This is a genomic window from Rathayibacter sp. AY1C4 (genome assembly GCF_002932195.1).
Lineage (GTDB): Bacteria > Actinomycetota > Actinomycetes > Actinomycetales > Microbacteriaceae > Rathayibacter.
The window spans coordinates 221485-239894 of sequence record NZ_PSWE01000001.1; the positions used below are offsets into that span (position 1 = coordinate 221485).

The following is an 18410-nucleotide window of genomic DNA, read 5'->3' on the forward strand; positions in this document are numbered from 1 at the left end:
GGGTCAGGGGTTCCGGCCGGGAGCGCGGTCCATCGAGAACGCGGCGGTCGAGAGGCCGGGCGCCACGGGCGCGGCCTGACCCGTGCTCTCGCGGCGCTCGGCGATCTCGGCGACGATCTGCGCGTGCCGGCGGTCGGTCAGCGGGTAGAACGCCATGATCAGCACCGCGAGCAGGGCCGCGACGGCCGGGATGAGGCCGGCGGCGGCGCGGATGCCCCACTCGGCGTGCTCGCTCTGCTCCGCGGCCCCGGCCACGTAGCCGCCCCAGGCCAGCGCGTACGCGGCGAGGGCGCCTCCGACCGCCTGGCCGGTCTTGCGGGTGAAGGAGAACAGGGCGTAGATCGTGCCCTCGGAGCGGATGCCGGTCTTCCACTCCCCGTACTCGACGGTGTCGGCCTCGATCGCCCAGACGAGCATGTTGACGAGCTGGATGCCGACGTAGGCGAGGACCAGTCCGCCGAAGCCGACCGCCACCGCGTCGCCCGGGGCGAGGAAGACGACCGTCCCGCCGCTGATCAGGACCGCGACTCCGGCCATGTAGGCGTTGCGCTTGCCGAACCGCCGCACGATCGTCGGGACGAGGGCGGCCAGGCCGAAGGTCAGGGCGAGCTGGATCAGCGACATCGCGGCGTAGAGCTGGACCGATCCGAGCACGTCGCGCAGGTAGTAGAGCTGCACGGTCTGGAGCGCGAGCGTCCCGGTGAGGAACAGGAACGAGCTGAGGCAGAGGAAGAGCAGCGGCCGGTTGGAGCGGAGGGTCGTCATGCTCTGACGGAACGTGACGTGCGCGACGTCGCGCTGGACGCGCTCCTTCGCGGTCAGGATCGTGAAGAGGTAGAGCGCGGAGCCGACGACGACGAAGCTCAGCGTGACGATCGAGAAGAGCGACTGCAGATCGGCGCCGGGGACGACCAGCGGGGCCATGAAGGTGCCGAGCCCGGCCCCCACGATCGCGCCGCCGATGGCGCGGGCGCTGGCGAGCTTCGCGCGCTCGGTGCCGACCTGCGTCATCGCTCCGGCGAGTGAGCCGTAGGGGATGTTGACGAGGCTGTAGGCGAGGCCGAGCGCGGCATAGCTCAGGTAGGCGTAGAGCAGGGTTCCGCTCTCGCCGATCTGCGGGACGGAGAAGGTCGCGGCCGAGAGCAGCAGGAGCGGAACCGACCCGAACATCAGGAAGGGCCGGAACTTGCCGAAGCGCCTGCTGTAGGTGCGGTCCACGACCCGGCCGGCGAAGACGTCGGCGAACGCGTCGAAGATCCGCACGACGAGCAGCAGCGTGCCCGCCGCGGCCGCGGAGATCCCGGCGACGTCGGTGTAGTAGACGAGCAGGAACATCGTGGCGGTGGTGAAAGCGAGGTTGTTCGCCGTGTCGCCGGCGCCGTAGCCCACGATGCTCAGCTTCGAGAGCTTCTCAGCGGCGGGCGCTCCGGGCGCGGTGGTGCGGGGGGTCATGCGGGCTCCTTTACCCGGGCGCGGACCCGTCGGGGATCCGCGCCGCATCGAGACGGTGCGAGGGTGGCAATCGGTTGCCGACGGTGCCGGAAGGCACCGCGCGGAGAGGCAGGGTGGAGGTCTAGGCCGCCTGAGCGGCGACCGCGGCGACGAGGGCCGGGTCGTCGGCGAGGCGCGGTTCGACGAGCCGCAGCAGTGCCTCGACGGGTCGGGCGGAGCCGAGGGCGCGGTCGAGGGCGGGGCGCTGCGCGTCGGGCAGGCGGTCGCCCTGGAGCAGCAGTGCGATCCAGTCGGCGACGGCACGGAGGGAGGCGGCTCCGTCGTGTCCGCCCGCGCGCTCGGCGAGAAGCACGGGCGCGATCCGGATGCGGAGCTTGGCGGTCGCGTCGGCGCCGATCTGCTCGAGGCGGTGCTCGATCCGGGGGTTGCCGAAGCGCCCGAGGAGGGCGGCGCAGTAGGCGTCCGCGTCGAGACCGGCGGGGAGGCCGGCCGCCGCCTCCGCCCAGAACGCCTCGACGGCGCTCCGGCAGGCGGGGTTCGCGATCGCCTCCGCGACGGTGGCGAGGCCCCGCCGGCGGCCGGTGGCGGCGAGGAGCGTGTGCGCGCCGTTGAGCAGTCGCAGCTTGCGCCGCTCGAAGGGCTCGATGTCGTCCACGAAGCGGGCTCCGGCGCGCTCCCAGGCGGGTCGGCCGGCGGGGAAGCCGCCGCAGAGGACCCAGTCGCGGAACGGCTCGGTCACGACGGACGCGGCGTCGCTGATGCCGGTGAGCTCGGCCGCCGCCTCCCGGTCCGCCGCCGTGGCGGCCGGGGTGATCCGGTCGACGGAGGTCGCCACGAACGAGACGGTGCTGTCGATCCAGTCGGCGAGCGACGGGTCGAGCCGCTCGGCGAGCAGGAGCAGTCCACGGCGCACGAGAGGGCCGTTGCCGGAGAGGTTGTCGCAGGGGACGACGGCGAGCGGGCCGGAGCCGGCGTCGCGCCGGGCGGTGAGGCCGAGGAGGAGGCGGCCGAGCGCGGTCGTCGGCGCTCCTCCCGATCGGAGGGCGGCGAGGTCGCTCCGGACGGCGGGGTCGTCCAGGTCGGGGCCGCCGTCCGCGGCGAGACGGTACCCGGCCTCCGTGATCGTCAGCGTGACGATCGCCGTCGCCGGAGCCGCGACGAGCTCGACGAGACGCGCGACCTCCGCGCCGTCGACCGCCTCGACGATGCTGCCCACGACCGTCGCCGAGTCGCCCTCGGGTCCGCGCTCGATCAGCGTGAACAGGCCGTCCTGCGCGGCGAGCTCCTCGGCCGCGCGGGGGCTCCGGCCGGTGAATGCGGCGATGCCCCACTCGTGGTCGTCGTCGACGGCGTGCGTGTACCAGGCCTGATGCGCTCGGTGGAAGGCGCCGAGGCCGAGGTGGACGATGCGGACGGGAGCCGCCGGCAGGCCCGAGGACGCGCGATCGAGACCGCCTCCTCCGCCGTGCCCGCTCACAGCTTGAAGACCTTCCGCGGCTGGGCGTCGATGAGGTCCAGGATGACGGCGCTCGCCGTCTCGGAGTCGATGCGCCCCTCGGCGACCAGGCGCGCGAGGAACGCGGCGTCCAGCCTCCGCGCCATGTCGTGACGGGCCGGGATGGAGAGGAACGCGCGGGTGTCGTCGATGAAGCCGGAGCTCCGCGAGAAGCCGGCGGTCTCCGTCACGGCGGCGCGGAAGCGCAGCACCGCGTCGGGCGCGTCGAGGAACCACCACGGCGCTCCGAGGAACACCGACGGGTAGTAGCCGGCGAGGGGAGCGAGCTCGCGCGAGTGGGTGCTCTCGTCGATCCCGAAGAGGACGAGATGGAAGCCCGGCGCGTTGCCGAGCTCCTGCAGCAGCGGGCGGAGGGGCTCGGCGAACCGGGTCGCGACGGGGATGTCGTGGCCGGTGTCGGGACCGAAGCGCTCGAAGGTCGGCCGATCGTGGTTGCGCAGCACGCCGGCGTGGACGGTCATCACCAGGCCGTCGTCGACGCTCATGCGGGCGGACTGCAGCAGCAGGTGCGCGGCGAGGACGCGGCTGCCCTCGGCGTCGATCGTGCCGGCGCGGGCGCGGGCGAAGAGGGACTGCGCCTCGGCGGGGTCGAGGTCGACGGTCAGCGGCTCCAGCACTCCGTGGTCGGCGGAGACGGCGCCGTGGTCGAGGAAGTACCGGCGACGGGCGCGGAGGGCCTCGAGGAATCCGGGGAAGCTGGACTCCTTCGTTCCGGTGGCGGCGGCCAGGGCGGCGACGCGCTCGGGCCAGCCGGGGGTGGAGGGATCGAGGTAGGCGTCGGGGCGGAAGGTCGGAAGCACGCGGCCCGGGAACGCCGGATCCTCCGCCAGAGCCCGGTGGACGGCCAGGTCGTCCAGCGGATCGTCGGTCGTCGCCAGCACCTCGATCCCGAACCGCTCGAAGAGCGCCCGCGGGCGGAAGGCGTCGGACGCCAGCCGGGCCCCGATCGCCGCGAAGAGGGCGTCGGCGGTGGAGGCGTCGGGCTGCTCGGTGATGCCGAACTGCTCGGCGAGGATCGACTGGAGCCAGTAGCCCGAGGCGGTTCCCGCGAAGATCCGCCAGTGCGCGCAGAACGTGCGCCACACCTCCTCCGGGCCGGCGAGGCGCTCGCCTCCGGGGATGCCGAGATCGCCGAGGTCGATCCCGGCGGAGTGGAGCAGCCGGGTGACGTAGTGGTCGTGCCGGAGGAAGAGCTCGGACGCGTCGGCGAAGGGGCGGTCCTCGAGCAGGAGGCGCGGATCCACGTGCCCGTGCGGGGAGAGGATCGGCAGGTCGGCGACGCTCGAGTGGAGGTCGCGGGCGATCGCCCGGGTCGTCGGGTCGATCGGCAGGAGTCGGTCGGGATCGTTCAGCAGCTTCGTCGGCACGGGGCCATCCAAGTATGGGTACCGAGGAGTGTCAACCGATTGCCAGAGGTGTCGCACCGGATGGCGCGCCGGGCGCGGACCGGGGTCAGGAGTCGCGGCGGGGTCCCGTCGAGGCGCGCGGGACGAACTCCGTCGGCAGATCGTCGGCCCGCTCCGGAGGCTCCTCGTCGCCGAGTACCCGGCGGACCGCCCGCTCGCCCATCCGGCCCAGCGGTGCGCTGATGGTCGACAGCGGCGGCGAGGTGAAGTCGCTCCCGAAGATGTCGTCGAAGCCGATGATGCTGAGCTGCTCCGGGATCGCGACGCCCGACTCCTGAGCCGCGCGCATCAGTCCGATGGCGACCAGGTCGTTGTAGGCGATCACCGCGCCGACGCCGGAGGCGGTCACCCTCGCGAGCGCGCTCCTCCCGCCCTCGAGGGTCGAGACGCCCGGCCCGATCTCGACGACCGTCATGCCCCGCTGCGGAGCGCGGTCGAGGAGGAGCTCCCATCGCGCGGCGCTTATCCACGAGTCGGGCGGACCGGCGACGAAGGCGAGGGAGCGGTGGCCGAGGGCCGCGAGGTGGTCGAGCGCGGCGTCGATCCCGGGGGCGAGATCGGGCACGATCCCCGCGACGCCGGGGACCACGCGGTTGAGGACGACGACCGGGATGCGCCCGGCCAGCGCGATGATCTCCTCGTCGCTGAGGCGGGTGCTGACGAGGACGAGCCCGTCGGTGGAGGCGGCGATGCGGTCGGCCGCCTCGGCCTCGCGCTCCCCGGACTCCTGCGACTCGGCGAGGATCATCGTGAAGCCGCGGAGCGACGCCGCCCGCTCCGCTCCGCGCACGGCGGGGAAGAAGGCCGGGTTGGTGATGTCGGCCACCAGCAGCCCGAGGGTCGAGGTGCGGCCCGTCGGCAGCGCGCGCGCCATCGGGTTGAGCCGGTAGCCCAGCTCCTTCGCGGCGGCGCGGATCCGCTGCTCGGTCGCGGCGTTCAGCCGTCCGGGCGTGCTCAGCCCGCGGGAGACGGTGGAGGGGGCGACGCCGGCGAGTCGGGCGACGTCGTAGATCGTCGTCGCGGAGCGGCCGCGGCGTCTCGCGGCGGAGGGGCCGGTGGGCGCGTCTTCGCTGGGCACGATCGCGGTCTTCTCTCGAGGGGCACGGCGGCGGACGGGGCGCCGTCCGCCGCCCATGCTGCCACAGGGCCGAGAAGCCCGCCCGGCCCGTCGCTCGCGTCCGGGTCGGGCCGGATCGGGGAGCCCGCGCTCCGGGAGGCCGCCGTCGCCGGTCGGCCGCCCACCGCTCCGGCCCCTCCAGCGCGGGTCCGCGCGGCTCCGCCCCGTCAGCTCCGCTCCGGGAACGCCCCCTCCTCGCGGATGCGCTCGTTGAGCGCCGCCAGGAACACGCCCTCGTCGAGGTCGAGCGGTACCTCGCGTCCCGTCCAGCTCGAGTAGTGGATGGCGTTGGCGAGCCGGACCCCGAGGATCCCCTCCGCCCCGGGTGCGAGCAGCGGCGTGCCGTGCAGGATGCTGTCCGCGAAGTCCTGCAGGACGGCCGTGTGCTGCTCGCCCCAGACCGACGCCGACTCGATCCGCTCCGTCGTGGAGAGGCCCGCGGTGTCGTAGCGACCGCTGAGCAGGAGGCCCACGTCCTCGGCGCTGAGGGCGGCGCTGACCTCGCGCTCGGGGGCGTTCAGCCGGGTGATCGTCGCGACCCGGGAGTCGTCGACGACGATCCGGCCGCGGTCGCCGACGATCTCGAGGCGGTCGGTGCCGATCGGGTCGTGCGTCGTGGTGACCAGCACTCCGGTCGTGCCCCCGCCGAAGTCGGCGAGCACCGTCACCTCGTCCTCCACCGCGATGTCGCGGCACCGCCCGTAGCCGGCCTTGGCGACCACCGACTCCGGCACTCCGCACAGCCACTGCCACAGGTCGAGCTGGTGGGGCGCCTGGTTGACCAGGACGCCTCCGCCCTCGCCTCCCCAGGTCGCGCGCCACGCGCTCTGGTCGAAGTAGGCCTGCGGCCGCCACCAGGTCGTGATGATCCAGTTCGAGCGCAGGATCCGGCCGATCCCGCCCTCGTCGACGACCTCCTTGAGCCGGCGGTAGAGCGGGTTCGCCCGCTGGTTGAACATGATCGCGAAGCGCTGACCGGGACGGGCGGCGGCGGCCTCGTTCAGCTCCGCGACCTGCGCGGCGTAGACGCCCGCCGGCTTGTCGACCAGCACGTGCAGCCCGTGCTCGAGAGCGTCGATGCCGATCCCGGGGTGGAGGTAGTGCGGAGTGCAGACGACGACGGCGTCGACCTCCCCGCTCGCGAGGAGGGAGCGGTGGTCGGCGTGGAAGGACGCTCCGGGTGCGAGCGCGGCGGCCGCCGCCTCCCGGGCGGGGTCGACGTCGGCGACGGCGGTGACGACGAGGTCGCGCACTCTGCCGTCGGCGAGGAAGCGGGCGTAGGAGGAGCCCTGGGCGCCGAATCCGATGATGCCGAGGCGGACGGTGGTCATGGGAGGAGTCCTTCGTTCGGGGTGGAGTGGGGGATCCGCGCGGGCGCGCTCGGGGCGTAGGCGGCCTGGACGATCGCGAGCGACCTCGCCGCCTCGCGGGGCGAGATCCAGAAGGGCTCGTCCTCGCCGAGGCGGGCGTAGAAGTCGTGCACGAGCAGCTCGTGCGAGGCGCCCCAGTACGAGCGCCCGCCGGATCGGCGCTCCGTGTCCGGGACGACCTCGACGGATCCGTCGTCGCGCCGCACGGTGAGGGCACCGCGCAACGAGACGGTGGCGCGCTCGGTGCGCAGGCGGAGCTCGACCGGCTCGTCCCACGCGTTCGCCACGGTCGCGTAGAGGACGCTGCGCGCGCCGGAGGCGTGGGTGAGCACCAGGTCGGCGGTGTCCTCGACCTCGATCGGAAGCAGGCGCGTGGAGGCGGAGCCGCTCACCGCGACCACCTCGCCGAGGAGCCACTGCAGGAGGTCGACGGTGTGGATCGCCTGGTTCATCAGCATCCCGCCGCCGCCCTCGGCCCGCATCCCGCGCCAGGGGCGGTCGAGGTAGTAGCCGGGAGCGCGGTGCCAGAGCACGGTCGCGGCCGCACCTGTCACGGCACCCAGGGAGCCGGACGCCAGCAGCTCGCGGAGGCGCTGCACGGGCGGGTTGTAGCGGTTCTGGAAGCAGACGCCGATGCGCGCCCCGCCCCGCTCGGCCGCGGCGATCACCTGCTCGCCCTCGGCGACGGAGGAGGCGAGCGGCTTCTCGAGGAGCACCGCGACGCCGCGGTCCAGGGCCGCGACCGCCAGCGCGGCGTGCGTGCTGTGCGGAGTGCAGACGTGCACGACGTCGGGGCGGACGGAGTCGAGCATCCGGACCGCCTCGGGGAAGCCCGGCACCGCGTGCCTCTCGGCGGCCGCGGCGAGCCGGCCCGGGTCGGTGTCGCAGACCGCCACCAGCTCCGCGCCGGGTGCGGTGCCGATCGCCGCGAGGTGGACGGAGGAGATGTCGCCGCAGCCGATCACCGCCGCGCGGACGGTCATCGCAGGTCGATCCCGAGCGAGGAGGCGAGCCCCCGGAAGGCCCGAGCGGCCACTCCGAACGACTCGGGGCCGGAGAATCCGCCGAGGGCGTCCGTGATCGCGAGGTGCGGCTCCAGCGAGGCGACGCCCGTCCAGCCGTCGTCGCGCAGGGCGGTGAGCGTCTCGCGCAGCTGGCCGTCGCCCTCGCCGGCGGGCACCACGGTGCCGGTCGCGGCCACCGCGTCCTTCACCTGCAGGTAGTCGACGTAGGGCCGCAGCGCCGTCCAGCCGTCGTCGAAGGGCCGCACCCCGCACTGCACGAAGTTCGCGTTGTCCCAGGCGAGGCGCAGGGCGGGCGAGCCGACGGACTCGACCAGGTCGAGGATCCGCTCGGGGACGTCGCCGTAGATGTCCTTCTCGTTCTCGTGCAGCAGCACCACGCCCTCGCGCTCGGCGCGGTCGGCGAGCATGCGCATGCGCAGCAGGACGTCGTCGCGGATGCTCTCGACCGGCACTCCCTCGCCCCGGTAGAACGAGAAGACGCGGATGCTCGGCGTGCCGAGGGCGTGCGCGGCGCGGATGACGCGGTCGAGGCGCGCGACCTCGAGCTCGGGATCGAGGGCGACGTCGACCTTGCCGATGGGCGAGGCGACGGCCGAGACGGACTGGCCGCCGCGCTCGAGCACGGCGGCGAGGCGGGCGAGGCGCTCGTCGTCGAGGTCGACGACGTTCCGGCCCCAGGCGCTTCGCACCTCGATGCTGTGCGCGCCGAGCGCTCGGAGGACGGCGACCTGGACGACCGGGTCGGGGTCGATCTCGTCGCCGAAGCCGGAGAGGGTCCAGGGTGCGGGGTTCGCGGGTGCGGGGGTCGCGGGTGCGGTGGTCACGGTGCGTGCCTCGTTCTCGTCGTCGGGAACCGGCGGGCAGGAGCGCCGCCGTGCCACGACCATACGCGTATTGGCAACCGATTGACAAGATCGGAGGCGCGCCTCTACCGTCGGGGGCGTTCCGGGCCGCGGAGACGCCGGCCCCCACCGCGACCGGGAGGACTGCCGTGACCAGGATCGGCGTGCAGGCGATGATGCTGAAGGACGCGTTCGCCTCGGCGGGCGCCTTCGCGACGCTCCGGGAGGTCCGAGCGATCGGCTACCGGTCGGTGGAGATCTCGCAGATCCCGCTGACGGCGGCCACCGTGGCCGAGCTGCAGCGGGCGCGGGACGAGCTCGGCGTCGAGATCGCGGCGATCTCGGCGGGCCTGGCACCGGGGGACTCCCCGGGCGCCGCGCTCGAGGGCGGGCTCGCCGGGATCGTCTCCGACGCCCGCGCGCTCGGCACGCGCACGGTCCGGATCGGCATGCTGCCCGCCTCCGCGGCGGTCTCGCCGGCCGCTCTGCTCGACTTCGCCGACCGCTGCCAGGCCGCCGCGGCGAGGCTCCGCGACGACGGGCTGCGGCTGCTGCTCCACAACCACCACCACGAGTTCGCGCGGCACGGCGGCCGCCTCCTGCTCGACGTCGTCGCCGACCGGGCTCCGCTGCTGGGGCTCGAGCTCGACGTGCACTGGGTGCAGCGGGGCGGGCTCGATCCCGTGACGACGCTGCGCCGGTACGGGGAGCGCGTCGCCCTGGTGCACCTGAAGGACTACCGGGTCGGGCCGCCCGCCGACATGTCCGGCGGGTGGTCCGTGCACGCCTTCACCTCGAACGTGCAGTTCGCCGAGGTGGGGGAGGGAAACCTCGACTTCCCGGGGATCATCGGGACGAGCCTCGCGCTCGGCGTCGACCACCTCCTCGTCGAGCAGGACGAGCGCTACGGGCGGAGCGCGCTCGACTGCCTGCGGACCTCGCACGCGAACCTCGTCGCGATGGGCTTCTCGGACCTGTTCTGAGGAGCGGCCGAGGCTCCTCCCCAGGGATCGGAGCGGCCCGTTCTCCACCGCTCAGGGGCCCGGGTCCCCGCCGCGTCGGGCGCGACGGCATGCTCGACCCGTCGACGGAGGAGGTGGTGGCGGTGGTCGTTCCGGACAGTGTGCTCGGCGTGACGGCGCTCGTCGCGCTGGTGCTGTCCGGGGTGCTCCACGCCTCCGTGCGGGTCTGGGCGGCGGGGTCCCGCTGGACGACCGCACGGTCTCCGCGCGCCTGTTCAGGGCGGTCCTGGTGATCATCGCGCTCGACACGGCGTACCTCGTCGTGGCCGGCGAGGAGCTCTTCGCATCCGGGCGCAGCCCCGGAGAAGAAGCAGCCGGATCCGCCTCCGCTCCGCGGAGCGGAGGACAATGGAGGGACCCCCAGCGAAGGAGACCACCGTGGATCAGCCGCGCATGAACGTCGAGTCGTTCAACCTCGACCACCGCACCGTCGCAGCGCCGTACGTGCGCCTCGCCGACGCGAAGACGCTGCCCGGAGGCGACCACCTCGTCAAGTACGACGTGCGCTTCACCCAGCCCAACCGCGGGCACCTCGAAATGCCCACCGTGCACTCGCTCGAGCACCTGTTCGCCGAGAAGTCCCGCAACCACTCCGACCGCGTGATCGACTTCTCGCCGATGGGCTGCCAGACCGGCTTCTACCTGCTCCTCTCGGGCGAGCCCGAGCTCTCCGAGGTGCTCGGCCTGGTCGAGGCGACGCTCCAGGACATCACCGAGGCCGACGAGGTCCCGGCCGCCAACGAGACCCAGTGCGGCTGGGGCGCCAACCACTCCCTCGAGGGGGCGCAGGAGGCGGCGCGCACGTTCCTCGCGCACCGCTCGGAGTGGGAGACGGTCACCGCGTGAGCACGGCGATCGTCCTGGTCGCGATGGACGAGGAGGCCGCGCCGTTCCTCGCCGCCGCGTCCAGCGCCTCCGAGCCGCGCGCCGTCGGCAACGCGCTGCAGTGGGAGCTCGAGCTCGACTCCCGCGCGGTGCTGCTCGTCCGCACCGGCATCGGCCTCGTCAACGCGGCCGGCGGTCTCACCGCAGCGATCCTGCAGGAGGGCGGCTCCCGGCCGCTCGTGGTGAGCGCGGGGACCGCCGGCGGCCTGGGCGCCGACGTCCGCGTGGGCGAGGTCGTGATCGGCGCCGAGTACGTGCAGACCGACGCCGATGCGCGGGCGTTCGGCTACGCGCTCGGGCAGGTCCCGGGGATGCCCGCCCGCTACTCCGGGGACGACGCGGCGCTCGCCGCGGAGCTCGAGCTGCTGGAGGGGCCGCCGGTGCGCCGCGGCCTGATCGTCTCGAGCGACGTCTTCGTCTCGAGCGCCCACGTGGACCGCGTGCGGAACGACTTCCCCGGCGCGCTCGCCACCGACATGGAATCCGTCGCCCTCGCGCAGACGGCGCACGTGCACGGGCTGCCGTTCGTCTCGGTCCGCGGGATCTCGGACCTCTGCGCCCCCGGCGAGTTCGAGGCGCACGTCGACGACGCGGCCGATCGCTCCGTCGCCGTGGTGCGGGCGCTGCTGCGCGGGCTCGGCGACCGGGACTAATGGACGGGCGGCCCTCCGCGACAGCGCGGAAGGGCCGCCCGGCGGTCAGTCGTTGCCGACGTGCTGGTCGCCGGCCTCCTGGGCCTTGTCGACCTGGCCGGCGAACTTCCCGCCGGTCGCGGAGTCGGCGGCGTCGCCCGCCTTGTCGAGTCCCTTGTCGGTCAGCTCCTCGCCCTTGTCGCTGTTCACGGCGTTCTTCGCCTTGTCCGCGAGTCCTCCGAGATCCACCATGGGGTCGTTCCTTCCGTCGATGAGCGCCCGTCGAGCAACGGGCCGCCGCCAGTCTCCGCCGCTCGGCGAGGATCTGCGCGGGGTTGCGTCTCACGGCCGCGCCGAGGACGATGCGCCTCCGGCCCGGCCCGTCAGCCCGCTGCGCCGAGCCCCGTCACCGCACCGGCGATCGCCGTCGTCTCCTCGCCGTCCGGCCAGCGCAGCCGCACGCCCGGCTCCGTGACGACGCTCCCCACCGCGGCCGTCGCGGTCCAGGGTGTGCCCATCCTCGACTCCCCCCGCCGGTCGGCGGTGATCATCGCGAAGCCGGGGAAGCAGCCGAGCCAGTCGGCGGTGCCGGCCGCCTCGGGGACGGGGACCGCCGCGAGGTCGATCACCGCTCCTCCTCCGCTGGCCTCGGCGAGCATGCCGACCGTCCCCACCAGCCCGGCCATGCTCACGTCCTTCGCCGCCCTCGGCCGCGCGAGTCCGACGGAGGCGGCCATCGCCCGGAGCTCCTCCGCGCGCCGGGACGACGTCGAGTCCCACTGGGCGCCCGCGAAGCCGGGCCGCCAGCCGCCGCCGAGGTCGGCCGTCAGCGAGAGCTCGTCGCCCGGAGCGGCCGCGCCCGGCACCGGCGCCGCGGTACGGCCGAGACCGGTGACGCTCAGGGCCGCCGGCACTCCGAGCTGGGTGTGCCCGCCGAGCACGGGGACGCCCCAGGCGGCGGAGGCGGCCCGCAGACCGCTCACGATGCGCGCGGCGGCGGCCGCGTCGCGAGCGCCGATCGCGTCCATCAGCCCGATGCCGGTCGCGCCCATCGCGGTGAGGTCGTTGACGTTGACCAGCACCGAGCACCACCCCGCCCACTCCGGGTGGCGCTCAACCATGGACGGGACGATCGCGTCGCAGACGGCGATCAGGTCGCTGCCCGGGACCGGTGCTCCGTCGTCGCCGACGAAGCCGGCCCCACCGAGGCCCCCCTCGGCCGCCAGCGGAGCCAGAAGGGCGCCGAGGGCCGCCTTGGCCGCGGTGGCCGCCCGGTCGAGCCGGTCGACCGGCCAGCGCATCCGGGCGTGCTCGACTCGGGCGACGGTGCTCGTGCCGATCCTCCGCCAGCCGAGCCGCCGGAACAGCACCTCGTTGCGCAGCTGCACCGAGGCCTCGAAGCGGAGCACCCCGCGCGCCTCCGCCTCCGCGCAGGCCGCGCGCACGAGGGCGGCACCGATCCCGGAGCCGCCCCGCGCCTCGCGCGCCACCACCAGGCGGCTGCCGGTCCACCAGCCCAGATCGCGTCCGCCGCCGACAGGCGCGATCCGGACCCCGCCGAGCACCGCGCCGTCCGGAGCCACCGCGACGAGCACCACCGAGCGCGGATCGTCGTCGGCGTCGTCGTGGTCGTCGCCCGCGAACAGCCCCTGCTCGGCGACGAAGACCTCGCGCCGCAGGGCCCGGTGCGCGGCGAGCTCGCGCTCCTCCGCCCGCACCACCGTGAACGCAGGCGCGACCCGAACACCCTCGAGGATCGAGAGCTCCACCATCAGGCGCCGGCCGTCTTCAGGACGCCGCAGGCCCCGCACGCCGCGCAGCCCGCACTCTGCCCGCTGCTCAGCATCCCGGCCTCGATCAGGAGCGCGGCGACCTCGGCGCTGACCCGCTCCAGCAGTGACCCGGCCGGCGGGAGCACGTGGTCGACCTCGGTCGCCAGGGTCCCGCGCAGCGGACGGAAGGGCACCACGAAGGGGTAGACCCCCATCCCGATCAGCTCGCGGGCGCTCGTGACCAGCTCGTCCGGGTCCTCGCCGAGGCCCACCAGGAGGTAGGTCGAGACCTGGTTGCGGCCGAAGATCCGCACTGCCTCGCGCCACGCCCAGCGGTACTCGTCCAGGCTGACCCGCGCCTTGCCCGGGGTCCAGCGCTGCCGCACCGCGTCGTCCATCGACTCCACGTGGATGCCGATCGAGACGGCGCCCGCGTCCTTCAGCGCCTGCAGCGCCGAGACGTCGGAGGGCGGCTCGCACTGCACCTGGATCGGCAGCCCGGGGACCGCCGCGAGCACCGCGCGGACGCAGCGCGCGAGGTGGGCCGCTCCGCGGTCGCGGCCCTTGGAGGTGCCGGTGGTCATCACCATCTGGCGCACGCCGTCGAGGCGGACCGCCGCCTCCGCGACCTCGGCGAGCTGGGCCGGGGTCTTGACCGCGATGGTCGCACCGGCTTCGAGCGAGGCCTCGATCGCGCAGAAGCGGCAGCGCTCCGCCTCGTCATAGCGCATGCAGGTCTGGACGACGGTGGTCGCGAGGATGTCACGGCCGTGCAGCCGGGCGATCTTCTCGTAGGAGACGCCGTCGGCGGTGTCGAGATCGTAGAAGCGCGGGCGGCGGACGGCAGTCACGTCCAGGCCGATGTCGGCGCCCTCGAGCAGGAGGCGGTTCCCGCTCACCACGTAGGGGCTGTCGGGGTTCACCGGGATCGCGGCGCCCAGGCCGCCGAGCATCACGTGCCCGTCGTCGCTCGGGCCGGCGCCGGCCTCGCGGTGCACCGGTGCCTCGACGCGGATGCCCTGCAGGGCGATGTCGACGCGAGTGCGGAGGGCGGAGGGGCCGGTGCGGCGGATCCCGGTCGAGTGCGCCCCGCCCGGGGAGTGCGCCCCGCCGACCGGGTGCGGGCCGGCGGCCGGGTGCGCCGCACCGGTTGCCGGCGGCGAGGACGCGGGGGAGGGACTGCGGAGATCGGTCACGAGGACTCCTTCGTGGCACCGCGGAGCGGGCCGGACGGGCCGCGCACAGCGGCGGCCGGGATGTCGGTGCGGTCGTCTCACCCCCCAGTCAAGGCGCCTCGTGTTTCGCCCTCGTGACGGGAGGAACGCGGTCTCGTTACGGATCCGCCGTCACGGGAGCTTCTTCCGGTGGAAACCACTCCGAAACATCCCGGCCGTTGACTGGACGCGTTCCACTCCGCACCACTGCTCCACCCCGGCGGACGTCGTCCCGCGTCGTCTCAGCGCATCCCGCCGGAGCCATGCACTCGCACGCCGCTTCGGCGGACCGACACCAGGAGGAACCATGTCCGTCTCCCAGGAGATCGAAGACCAGGTCAGCGCCAACATCGAGATGTCGCGCTCCGAGATCGCCCACCCGGCGCTCCCGAAGGGCAGCAACCTCTACGGCTCCACCAAGGTCTTCCCCGACTACCAGGCCGAGCCCGGGGAGTCGTACCTGACCCTCGTGCACGGCATCGCCCACGAGTCCTCGGTCAGCTTCGTCGCAGTGCTCCAGGCCACCCGCGCGGCGCGGAAGGGCTACGAGTCCGCGCTCTACTTCTACGGGCCCGGCACCATCAACGCGATGGCCACCCGCGGCTTCCCGACGGTCGGCGACTCCGGATTCCCCGGCGAGCAGAACCTCAACAACGCCATCGAGACCTTCATCCAGGAGGGGAACCGCGTCTTCGTCTGCCGGTTCGGCATGGCGCTCCACGGCCTCCGCGAGGAGGACCTGATCGAGGGCTGCATCCCCTGCCACCCGCTCGACGTGCAGGACGCGCTCATCCACTACGCCCGCAAGGGCGCGATCATCAACTCCACCTACAACCTGTAGGCGATCGCGATGACCCTCGTCGGATCGGTCGCGGCGAACTTCACCCGCGACCTGGATCAGAACTACGCGCTCATCGCCTCCCTGGCCGAGGAGGCCCGCGAGAGGGGAGTGCGCTTCCTGGTGCTCCCCGAGGCCGCGATCGGCGGCTACCTCTCCTCGCTCGGCAACCACGGCGACACGGTCGCCACCACCCGCCGCTCCCTCCCGCCGGCGGTGCGCCTGGACGGGCCGGAGCTGCGGCGGGTGCAGGAGATCGTCGGCGACCTGGTGGTGGCGATCGGCTTCTGCGAGCTCGACGACGACGGCGAGACCCGCTACAACGCGGCCGCGCTCCTGGACGGCGGGCAGGTCTACGGCAGCTACCGGAAGGTGCACCAGCCGCTGGGCGAGCACCTCTCGTACTCGCCGGGCCCGGGCTACGGCACCTTCGAGACGCCGGTCGGCCGGGTGGGCCTGCAGATCTGCTACGACAAGGCGTTCCCCGAGGCGGCGCGGTCGATGGCGCTGGACGGCGCCGAGATCATCGCCTCGCTCTCGGCGTGGCCGGCCGCTCGGACGGCGACGGCCGAGAACCTGCAGGAGGACCGCTGGACGTACCGGTTCAATCAGTTCGACATCGCCCGCGCCCTCGACAATCAGGTGTTCTGGCTCGCCTCGAACCAGTCGGGGACCTTCGGCTCGCTCCGCTACGTCGGGAACGCGAAGGTCGTCGATCCCGGCGGCAACGTGCTCGCGACGACGCTGCTCGGAGCAGGCATGGCCGTCGCCGACATCGACGTGCGCGGCGCCTTCGAGGCGATGCGCGGCGGGATGTTCCACCTGCGCGACCGGCGGCCCGACGCCTACGACATCGACCGGGTCTGGAACGGAGGACTCGTCCATGCCTGAGATGACCTTCCACGTCCGCTGGCCGGACGGCTCGGAGGAGCGCTGCTACTCGCCGAGCCTGGTCGTGCACGAGTTCCTCGGGACCGGGACCGCCTACTCGCTCGAGGACTTCGTCGCCCGTTCGAGTGAGGCGCTGCGCATCGCGTCGGACCGGGTGCGGGAGCGGTTCGGGTTCGCCTGCACCTCCGCGATGCAGCAGGAGTCCGACATCCTCCGCACGGCGCAGCGCTTCGAGGGCGGCACGGTCAGGGTGCTCGCGATGGAGCCGCCCGCTCCGGCCGGGCAGCGGGTGCGGCCGTGAGCGCCGCTATCGAGCCCGGGCGCCACGTCGAGGTCGCGGTGGTCGGAGGCGGGCAGGCCGGGCTCTCGATCAGCCGGCACCTGGTCGACGACGGCATCGAGCACGTCGTGCTCGAGCGCGCGACCATCGGCCACGACTGGATCGACCGCCGCTGGGACGCCTTCACCCTCGTCACGCCGAACTGGCAGTGCCGCCTCCCCGGGTACCCCTACGACGGGCCGGACCCGGACGGATTCATGACGCGCGACGAGGTGCACGCGTGGGTGCGCCGCTACGCGCAGAGCTTCGACGCCCCCGTGGTCGAGGGCGTGGAGGTGAGCCGGCTCCGCGAGCGCGCCGGGGGAGGTTTCGAGCTGATCACGAGCGCGGGCGCGATCACGGCCGACCAGGTCGTCGTGGCGACCGGCGGCTACCACCGCCCGGTCCTCCCCGCCGTCGCCGCGCGGCTGCCGTCGGACGTGCTGCAGCTCCACTCCGCCGACTACCGCTCGCCGGAGGCGCTCCCGCCCGGCGGCGTGCTCGTCGTCGGCTCCGGGCAGTCGGGCGCGCAGATCGCCGAGGACCTCTTCCTCGCCGGGCGCGAGGTCCACCTCGCCCTCGGCAGCGCGCCGCGGGTGGCGCGCTTCTACCGGGGCCGCGACTGCGTCGCCTGGCTCCAGGACATGGGCGTGTACGACGTGCCCGTCCACGCGCAGGTCGGCGGGCTCACCAAGCGGGAGTCGACCAACCACTACGTGACGGGGCGCGGGGGCGGGCGGGACATCGACCTGCGCGCCTTCGCCCGCGACGGGATGCACCTCTACGGCCGACTGGCCGGGGTGGAGGGGTCCCGGCTGCGCTTCGCCCCCACGGCGGAGGCGTCGCTCGACTACGCGGACTCGGTCGCGGAGTCGATCAAGGACGACATCGACCGCTACATCGCGGCGCACGGCATCGACGCTCCCGAGGAGGACCGCTGCCGTCCGGTCTGGCGGCCGGAGTCCGAGGCGACCGGGCTCGACCTCGCGCGCATCGGCAGCGTCGTCTGGGCGGTCGGGTTCCGCTCCGACTATCGCTGGGTCGAGATCGGCGTGTTCGACGGCGCCGGCCATCCCACCCACCAGCGCGGAGTGACGAGCGTGCCGGGCCTGTCGTTCCTCGGGCTGCCGTGGCTGCACACCTGGGGGTCCGGCCGCTTCGAGGCGATCGCCCGCGATGCGGGGCACCTGGCGGAGGAGGTCCGGCGAGTGCGCGAGGCGGGGCGCTTCGCTCGGGAGCGCGAGCCGGATCTCGCCGGATAGCCTCCTCGCATGACGGAGACGGTGATGGGTGCGGTTGCAGCGCACTTCGGTCGCGACATCGACCGCACCCTCGCCAAGCTCGCCGGCATCATCGCTCACGCCCGCGAGCGCTCGGTCGACCTGCTCGTGCTCCCGGACGCGACCCTCGGCGGCTACCTGCTCGACCTCCAGCACCCCGGGCCGGACCTGCCGCCGAGCCTCGAGCTCGATGGGCCGGAGGTCGCCCGCGTGGCCGAGCTGGCGGGCGATCTCACCGTGTGCTTCGGGATCGCGGAGCGCGCGCTCGAGGGCGGTCGCGAGGTCCGCTACGACACCGCGGTCTGCGTGCACGGCGGGCGCGTGATCGGCACGCACCGCAAGGTCCACCTGCCGCTGGGCGAGTCCGAGGCGTACCTGCCGGGTCGCGGCTTCGCCGCCTTCGACTCGCCGATCGGGAGGATGGGGATGCTGATCGACTTCGACAAGACCTTCCCGGAGTCCTCGCGCTCGCTGGCCCTCGACGGCGCGGAGGTGCTGGCCTGCCTCAGCGCGTGGCCCGCGAGCGTGACCGACCGCTCCGATCGGATCCGCAACGACCGCCAGGCCCACCTGTTCGATCTCTACGACTGCGCCCGCGCCGCCGAGAACCAGGTCTACCTCGTCTCCTCGAACCAGACCGGCGTGCTCGGCGGCCTGCGGTTCCTCGGGCAGGCGAAGGTCGTGGATCCGGCGGGAGAGATCATCGCGAAGACCTGGGCGAAGGGCGGGCTCGCGCTCGCCTCCGCTGACGTCGCCGGCTCCGTCGCCCGCGCCCGCCGCACGATGCACCACCTCCGCGACCGCGCGGAGCACGCCTACCGGAGCTGAG

18 protein-coding genes are annotated in these 18410 nt (G+C 73.8%); 8 read left to right on the plus strand and 10 right to left on the minus strand.

Annotated features, from left to right (window positions below):
• Positions 1-3: 3 nt before the first annotated feature.
• The 7 genes from uidB to C5C99_RS01010 all read right to left on the minus strand — a co-directional run bounded on the left by uidB (position 4) and on the right by C5C99_RS01010 (position 8710).
• A complete protein-coding gene (gene uidB / locus C5C99_RS00980; protein WP_104225767.1) occupies positions 4-1452 on the minus strand; it encodes a glucuronide transporter in 1449 nt (482 codons plus the stop codon).
• Positions 1453-1573: 121 nt separating this feature from the next.
• On the minus strand, positions 1574-2929 hold the full coding sequence (locus tag C5C99_RS00985; protein ID WP_181074518.1) for a mannitol dehydrogenase family protein: 1356 nt from the start codon (positions 2927-2929) through the stop codon (positions 1574-1576).
• Positions 2926-4335, minus strand: a complete 1410-nt coding sequence (uxaC, locus tag C5C99_RS00990; protein WP_104339452.1) for a glucuronate isomerase — start codon at positions 4333-4335, stop codon at positions 2926-2928. The genes C5C99_RS00985 and uxaC overlap by 4 nt, the downstream gene beginning before the upstream one ends.
• Before the next feature lie 85 nt (positions 4336-4420).
• Entirely contained in the window at positions 4421-5452 is a 1032-nt protein-coding gene (locus C5C99_RS00995) for a LacI family DNA-binding transcriptional regulator (RefSeq protein ID WP_181074519.1), read from the minus strand.
• Positions 5453-5658: 206 nt separating this feature from the next.
• Complete coding sequence (locus C5C99_RS01000) at positions 5659-6822, minus strand: Gfo/Idh/MocA family protein (RefSeq protein ID WP_104225764.1); 1164 nt, start codon at positions 6820-6822, stop codon at positions 5659-5661.
• The gene (locus tag C5C99_RS01005; protein ID WP_104247552.1) at positions 6819-7844 is read right to left on the minus strand and encodes a Gfo/Idh/MocA family protein; all 1026 of its coding nucleotides are present in this window, start codon (positions 7842-7844) and stop codon (positions 6819-6821) included. Before C5C99_RS01005 ends, C5C99_RS01000 begins: the two co-directional genes overlap by 4 nt.
• Positions 7841-8710: a sugar phosphate isomerase/epimerase gene (locus C5C99_RS01010; protein ID WP_258063579.1), complete on the minus strand. Its 870-nt coding sequence runs from the start codon at positions 8708-8710 to the stop codon at positions 7841-7843. Before C5C99_RS01010 ends, C5C99_RS01005 begins: the two co-directional genes overlap by 4 nt.
• A 167-nt stretch (positions 8711-8877) precedes the next feature.
• Here C5C99_RS01010 and C5C99_RS01015 point away from each other — a divergent pair, with 167 nt between their 5' ends.
• The 3 genes from C5C99_RS01015 (at position 8878) to mtnN (ending at position 11288) form a co-directional block, all read left to right on the plus strand.
• On the plus strand, positions 8878-9711 hold the full coding sequence (locus C5C99_RS01015) for a sugar phosphate isomerase/epimerase (protein ID WP_258063580.1): 834 nt from the start codon (positions 8878-8880) through the stop codon (positions 9709-9711).
• A gap of 387 nt (positions 9712-10098) precedes the next feature.
• On the plus strand, positions 10099-10596 hold the full coding sequence (locus C5C99_RS01025; protein ID WP_308470742.1) for an S-ribosylhomocysteine lyase: 498 nt from the start codon (positions 10099-10101) through the stop codon (positions 10594-10596).
• Positions 10593-11288, plus strand: a complete 696-nt coding sequence (gene mtnN, locus C5C99_RS01030) for a 5'-methylthioadenosine/S-adenosylhomocysteine nucleosidase (RefSeq protein ID WP_258063331.1) — start codon at positions 10593-10595, stop codon at positions 11286-11288. The genes C5C99_RS01025 and mtnN overlap by 4 nt, the downstream gene beginning before the upstream one ends.
• Before the next feature lie 45 nt (positions 11289-11333).
• Here mtnN and C5C99_RS01035 read toward each other — a convergent pair whose 3' ends face one another.
• The 3 genes from C5C99_RS01035 to C5C99_RS01045 form a co-directional block, all read right to left on the minus strand.
• Positions 11334-11519, minus strand: coding sequence for an antitoxin (locus C5C99_RS01035; RefSeq protein WP_104222638.1), 186 nt, complete (start codon positions 11517-11519; stop codon positions 11334-11336).
• A 131-nt stretch (positions 11520-11650) separates the two neighbouring features.
• Positions 11651-13039 (minus strand): MSMEG_0567/sll0787 family protein, encoded by a 1389-nt coding sequence (locus C5C99_RS01040; RefSeq protein ID WP_104250269.1) that lies wholly within the window; start codon positions 13037-13039, stop codon positions 11651-11653.
• The gene (locus C5C99_RS01045) at positions 13039-14235 is read right to left on the minus strand and encodes an MSMEG_0568 family radical SAM protein (RefSeq protein WP_258063581.1); all 1197 of its coding nucleotides are present in this window, start codon (positions 14233-14235) and stop codon (positions 13039-13041) included. The genes C5C99_RS01040 and C5C99_RS01045 overlap by 1 nt, the downstream gene beginning before the upstream one ends.
• A gap of 325 nt (positions 14236-14560) precedes the next feature.
• Between C5C99_RS01045 and C5C99_RS01050 the strand changes: the two genes are divergently transcribed.
• Genes C5C99_RS01050 through C5C99_RS01070 form a run of 5 tightly spaced genes read left to right on the plus strand, consistent with a single transcriptional unit; the run spans position 14561 to position 18409 of the window.
• A complete protein-coding gene (locus C5C99_RS01050) occupies positions 14561-15094 on the plus strand; it encodes an MSMEG_0572/Sll0783 family nitrogen starvation response protein (RefSeq protein ID WP_104222636.1) in 534 nt (177 codons plus the stop codon).
• 9 nt (positions 15095-15103) lie between these two features.
• Positions 15104-15982, plus strand: a complete 879-nt coding sequence (locus tag C5C99_RS01055) for a carbon-nitrogen hydrolase family protein (protein ID WP_104222635.1) — start codon at positions 15104-15106, stop codon at positions 15980-15982.
• Positions 15975-16283, plus strand: a complete 309-nt coding sequence (locus C5C99_RS01060; protein ID WP_104222634.1) for an MSMEG_0570 family nitrogen starvation response protein — start codon at positions 15975-15977, stop codon at positions 16281-16283. Before C5C99_RS01055 ends, C5C99_RS01060 begins: the two co-directional genes overlap by 8 nt.
• Entirely contained in the window at positions 16280-17563 is a 1284-nt protein-coding gene (locus tag C5C99_RS01065) for an MSMEG_0569 family flavin-dependent oxidoreductase (RefSeq protein ID WP_219812201.1), read from the plus strand. The genes C5C99_RS01060 and C5C99_RS01065 overlap by 4 nt, the downstream gene beginning before the upstream one ends.
• A 9-nt stretch (positions 17564-17572) precedes the next feature.
• Complete coding sequence (locus tag C5C99_RS01070) at positions 17573-18409, plus strand: carbon-nitrogen hydrolase family protein (RefSeq protein ID WP_104222633.1); 837 nt, start codon at positions 17573-17575, stop codon at positions 18407-18409.
• Position 18410 lies beyond the last annotated feature (1 nt).

Bases quoted from the DNA above. Each gene is read 5' to 3' on its own strand.
- uidB (WP_104225767.1), bottom strand. From the start codon at position 1,452: ATGACCCCCCGCACCACCGCGCCCGGAGCGCCCGCCGCTGAGAAGCTC.
- C5C99_RS01000 (WP_104225764.1), bottom strand. From the start codon at position 6,822: ATGACCACCGTCCGCCTCGGCATCATCGGATTCGGCGCCCAGGGCTCC.
- C5C99_RS01005 (WP_104247552.1), bottom strand. From the start codon at position 7,844: ATGACCGTCCGCGCGGCGGTGATCGGCTGCGGCGACATCTCCTCCGTC.
- C5C99_RS01025 (WP_308470742.1), top strand. From the start codon at position 10,099: ATGGAGGGACCCCCAGCGAAGGAGACCACCGTGGATCAGCCGCGCATG.
- C5C99_RS01035 (WP_104222638.1), bottom strand. From the start codon at position 11,519: ATGGTGGATCTCGGAGGACTCGCGGACAAGGCGAAGAACGCCGTGAAC.
- C5C99_RS01040 (WP_104250269.1), bottom strand. From the start codon at position 13,039: ATGGTGGAGCTCTCGATCCTCGAGGGTGTTCGGGTCGCGCCTGCGTTC.
- C5C99_RS01050 (WP_104222636.1), top strand. From the start codon at position 14,561: ATGTCCGTCTCCCAGGAGATCGAAGACCAGGTCAGCGCCAACATCGAG.
- C5C99_RS01055 (WP_104222635.1), top strand. From the start codon at position 15,104: ATGACCCTCGTCGGATCGGTCGCGGCGAACTTCACCCGCGACCTGGAT.
- C5C99_RS01060 (WP_104222634.1), top strand. From the start codon at position 15,975: ATGCCTGAGATGACCTTCCACGTCCGCTGGCCGGACGGCTCGGAGGAG.
- C5C99_RS01070 (WP_104222633.1), top strand. From the start codon at position 17,573: ATGACGGAGACGGTGATGGGTGCGGTTGCAGCGCACTTCGGTCGCGAC.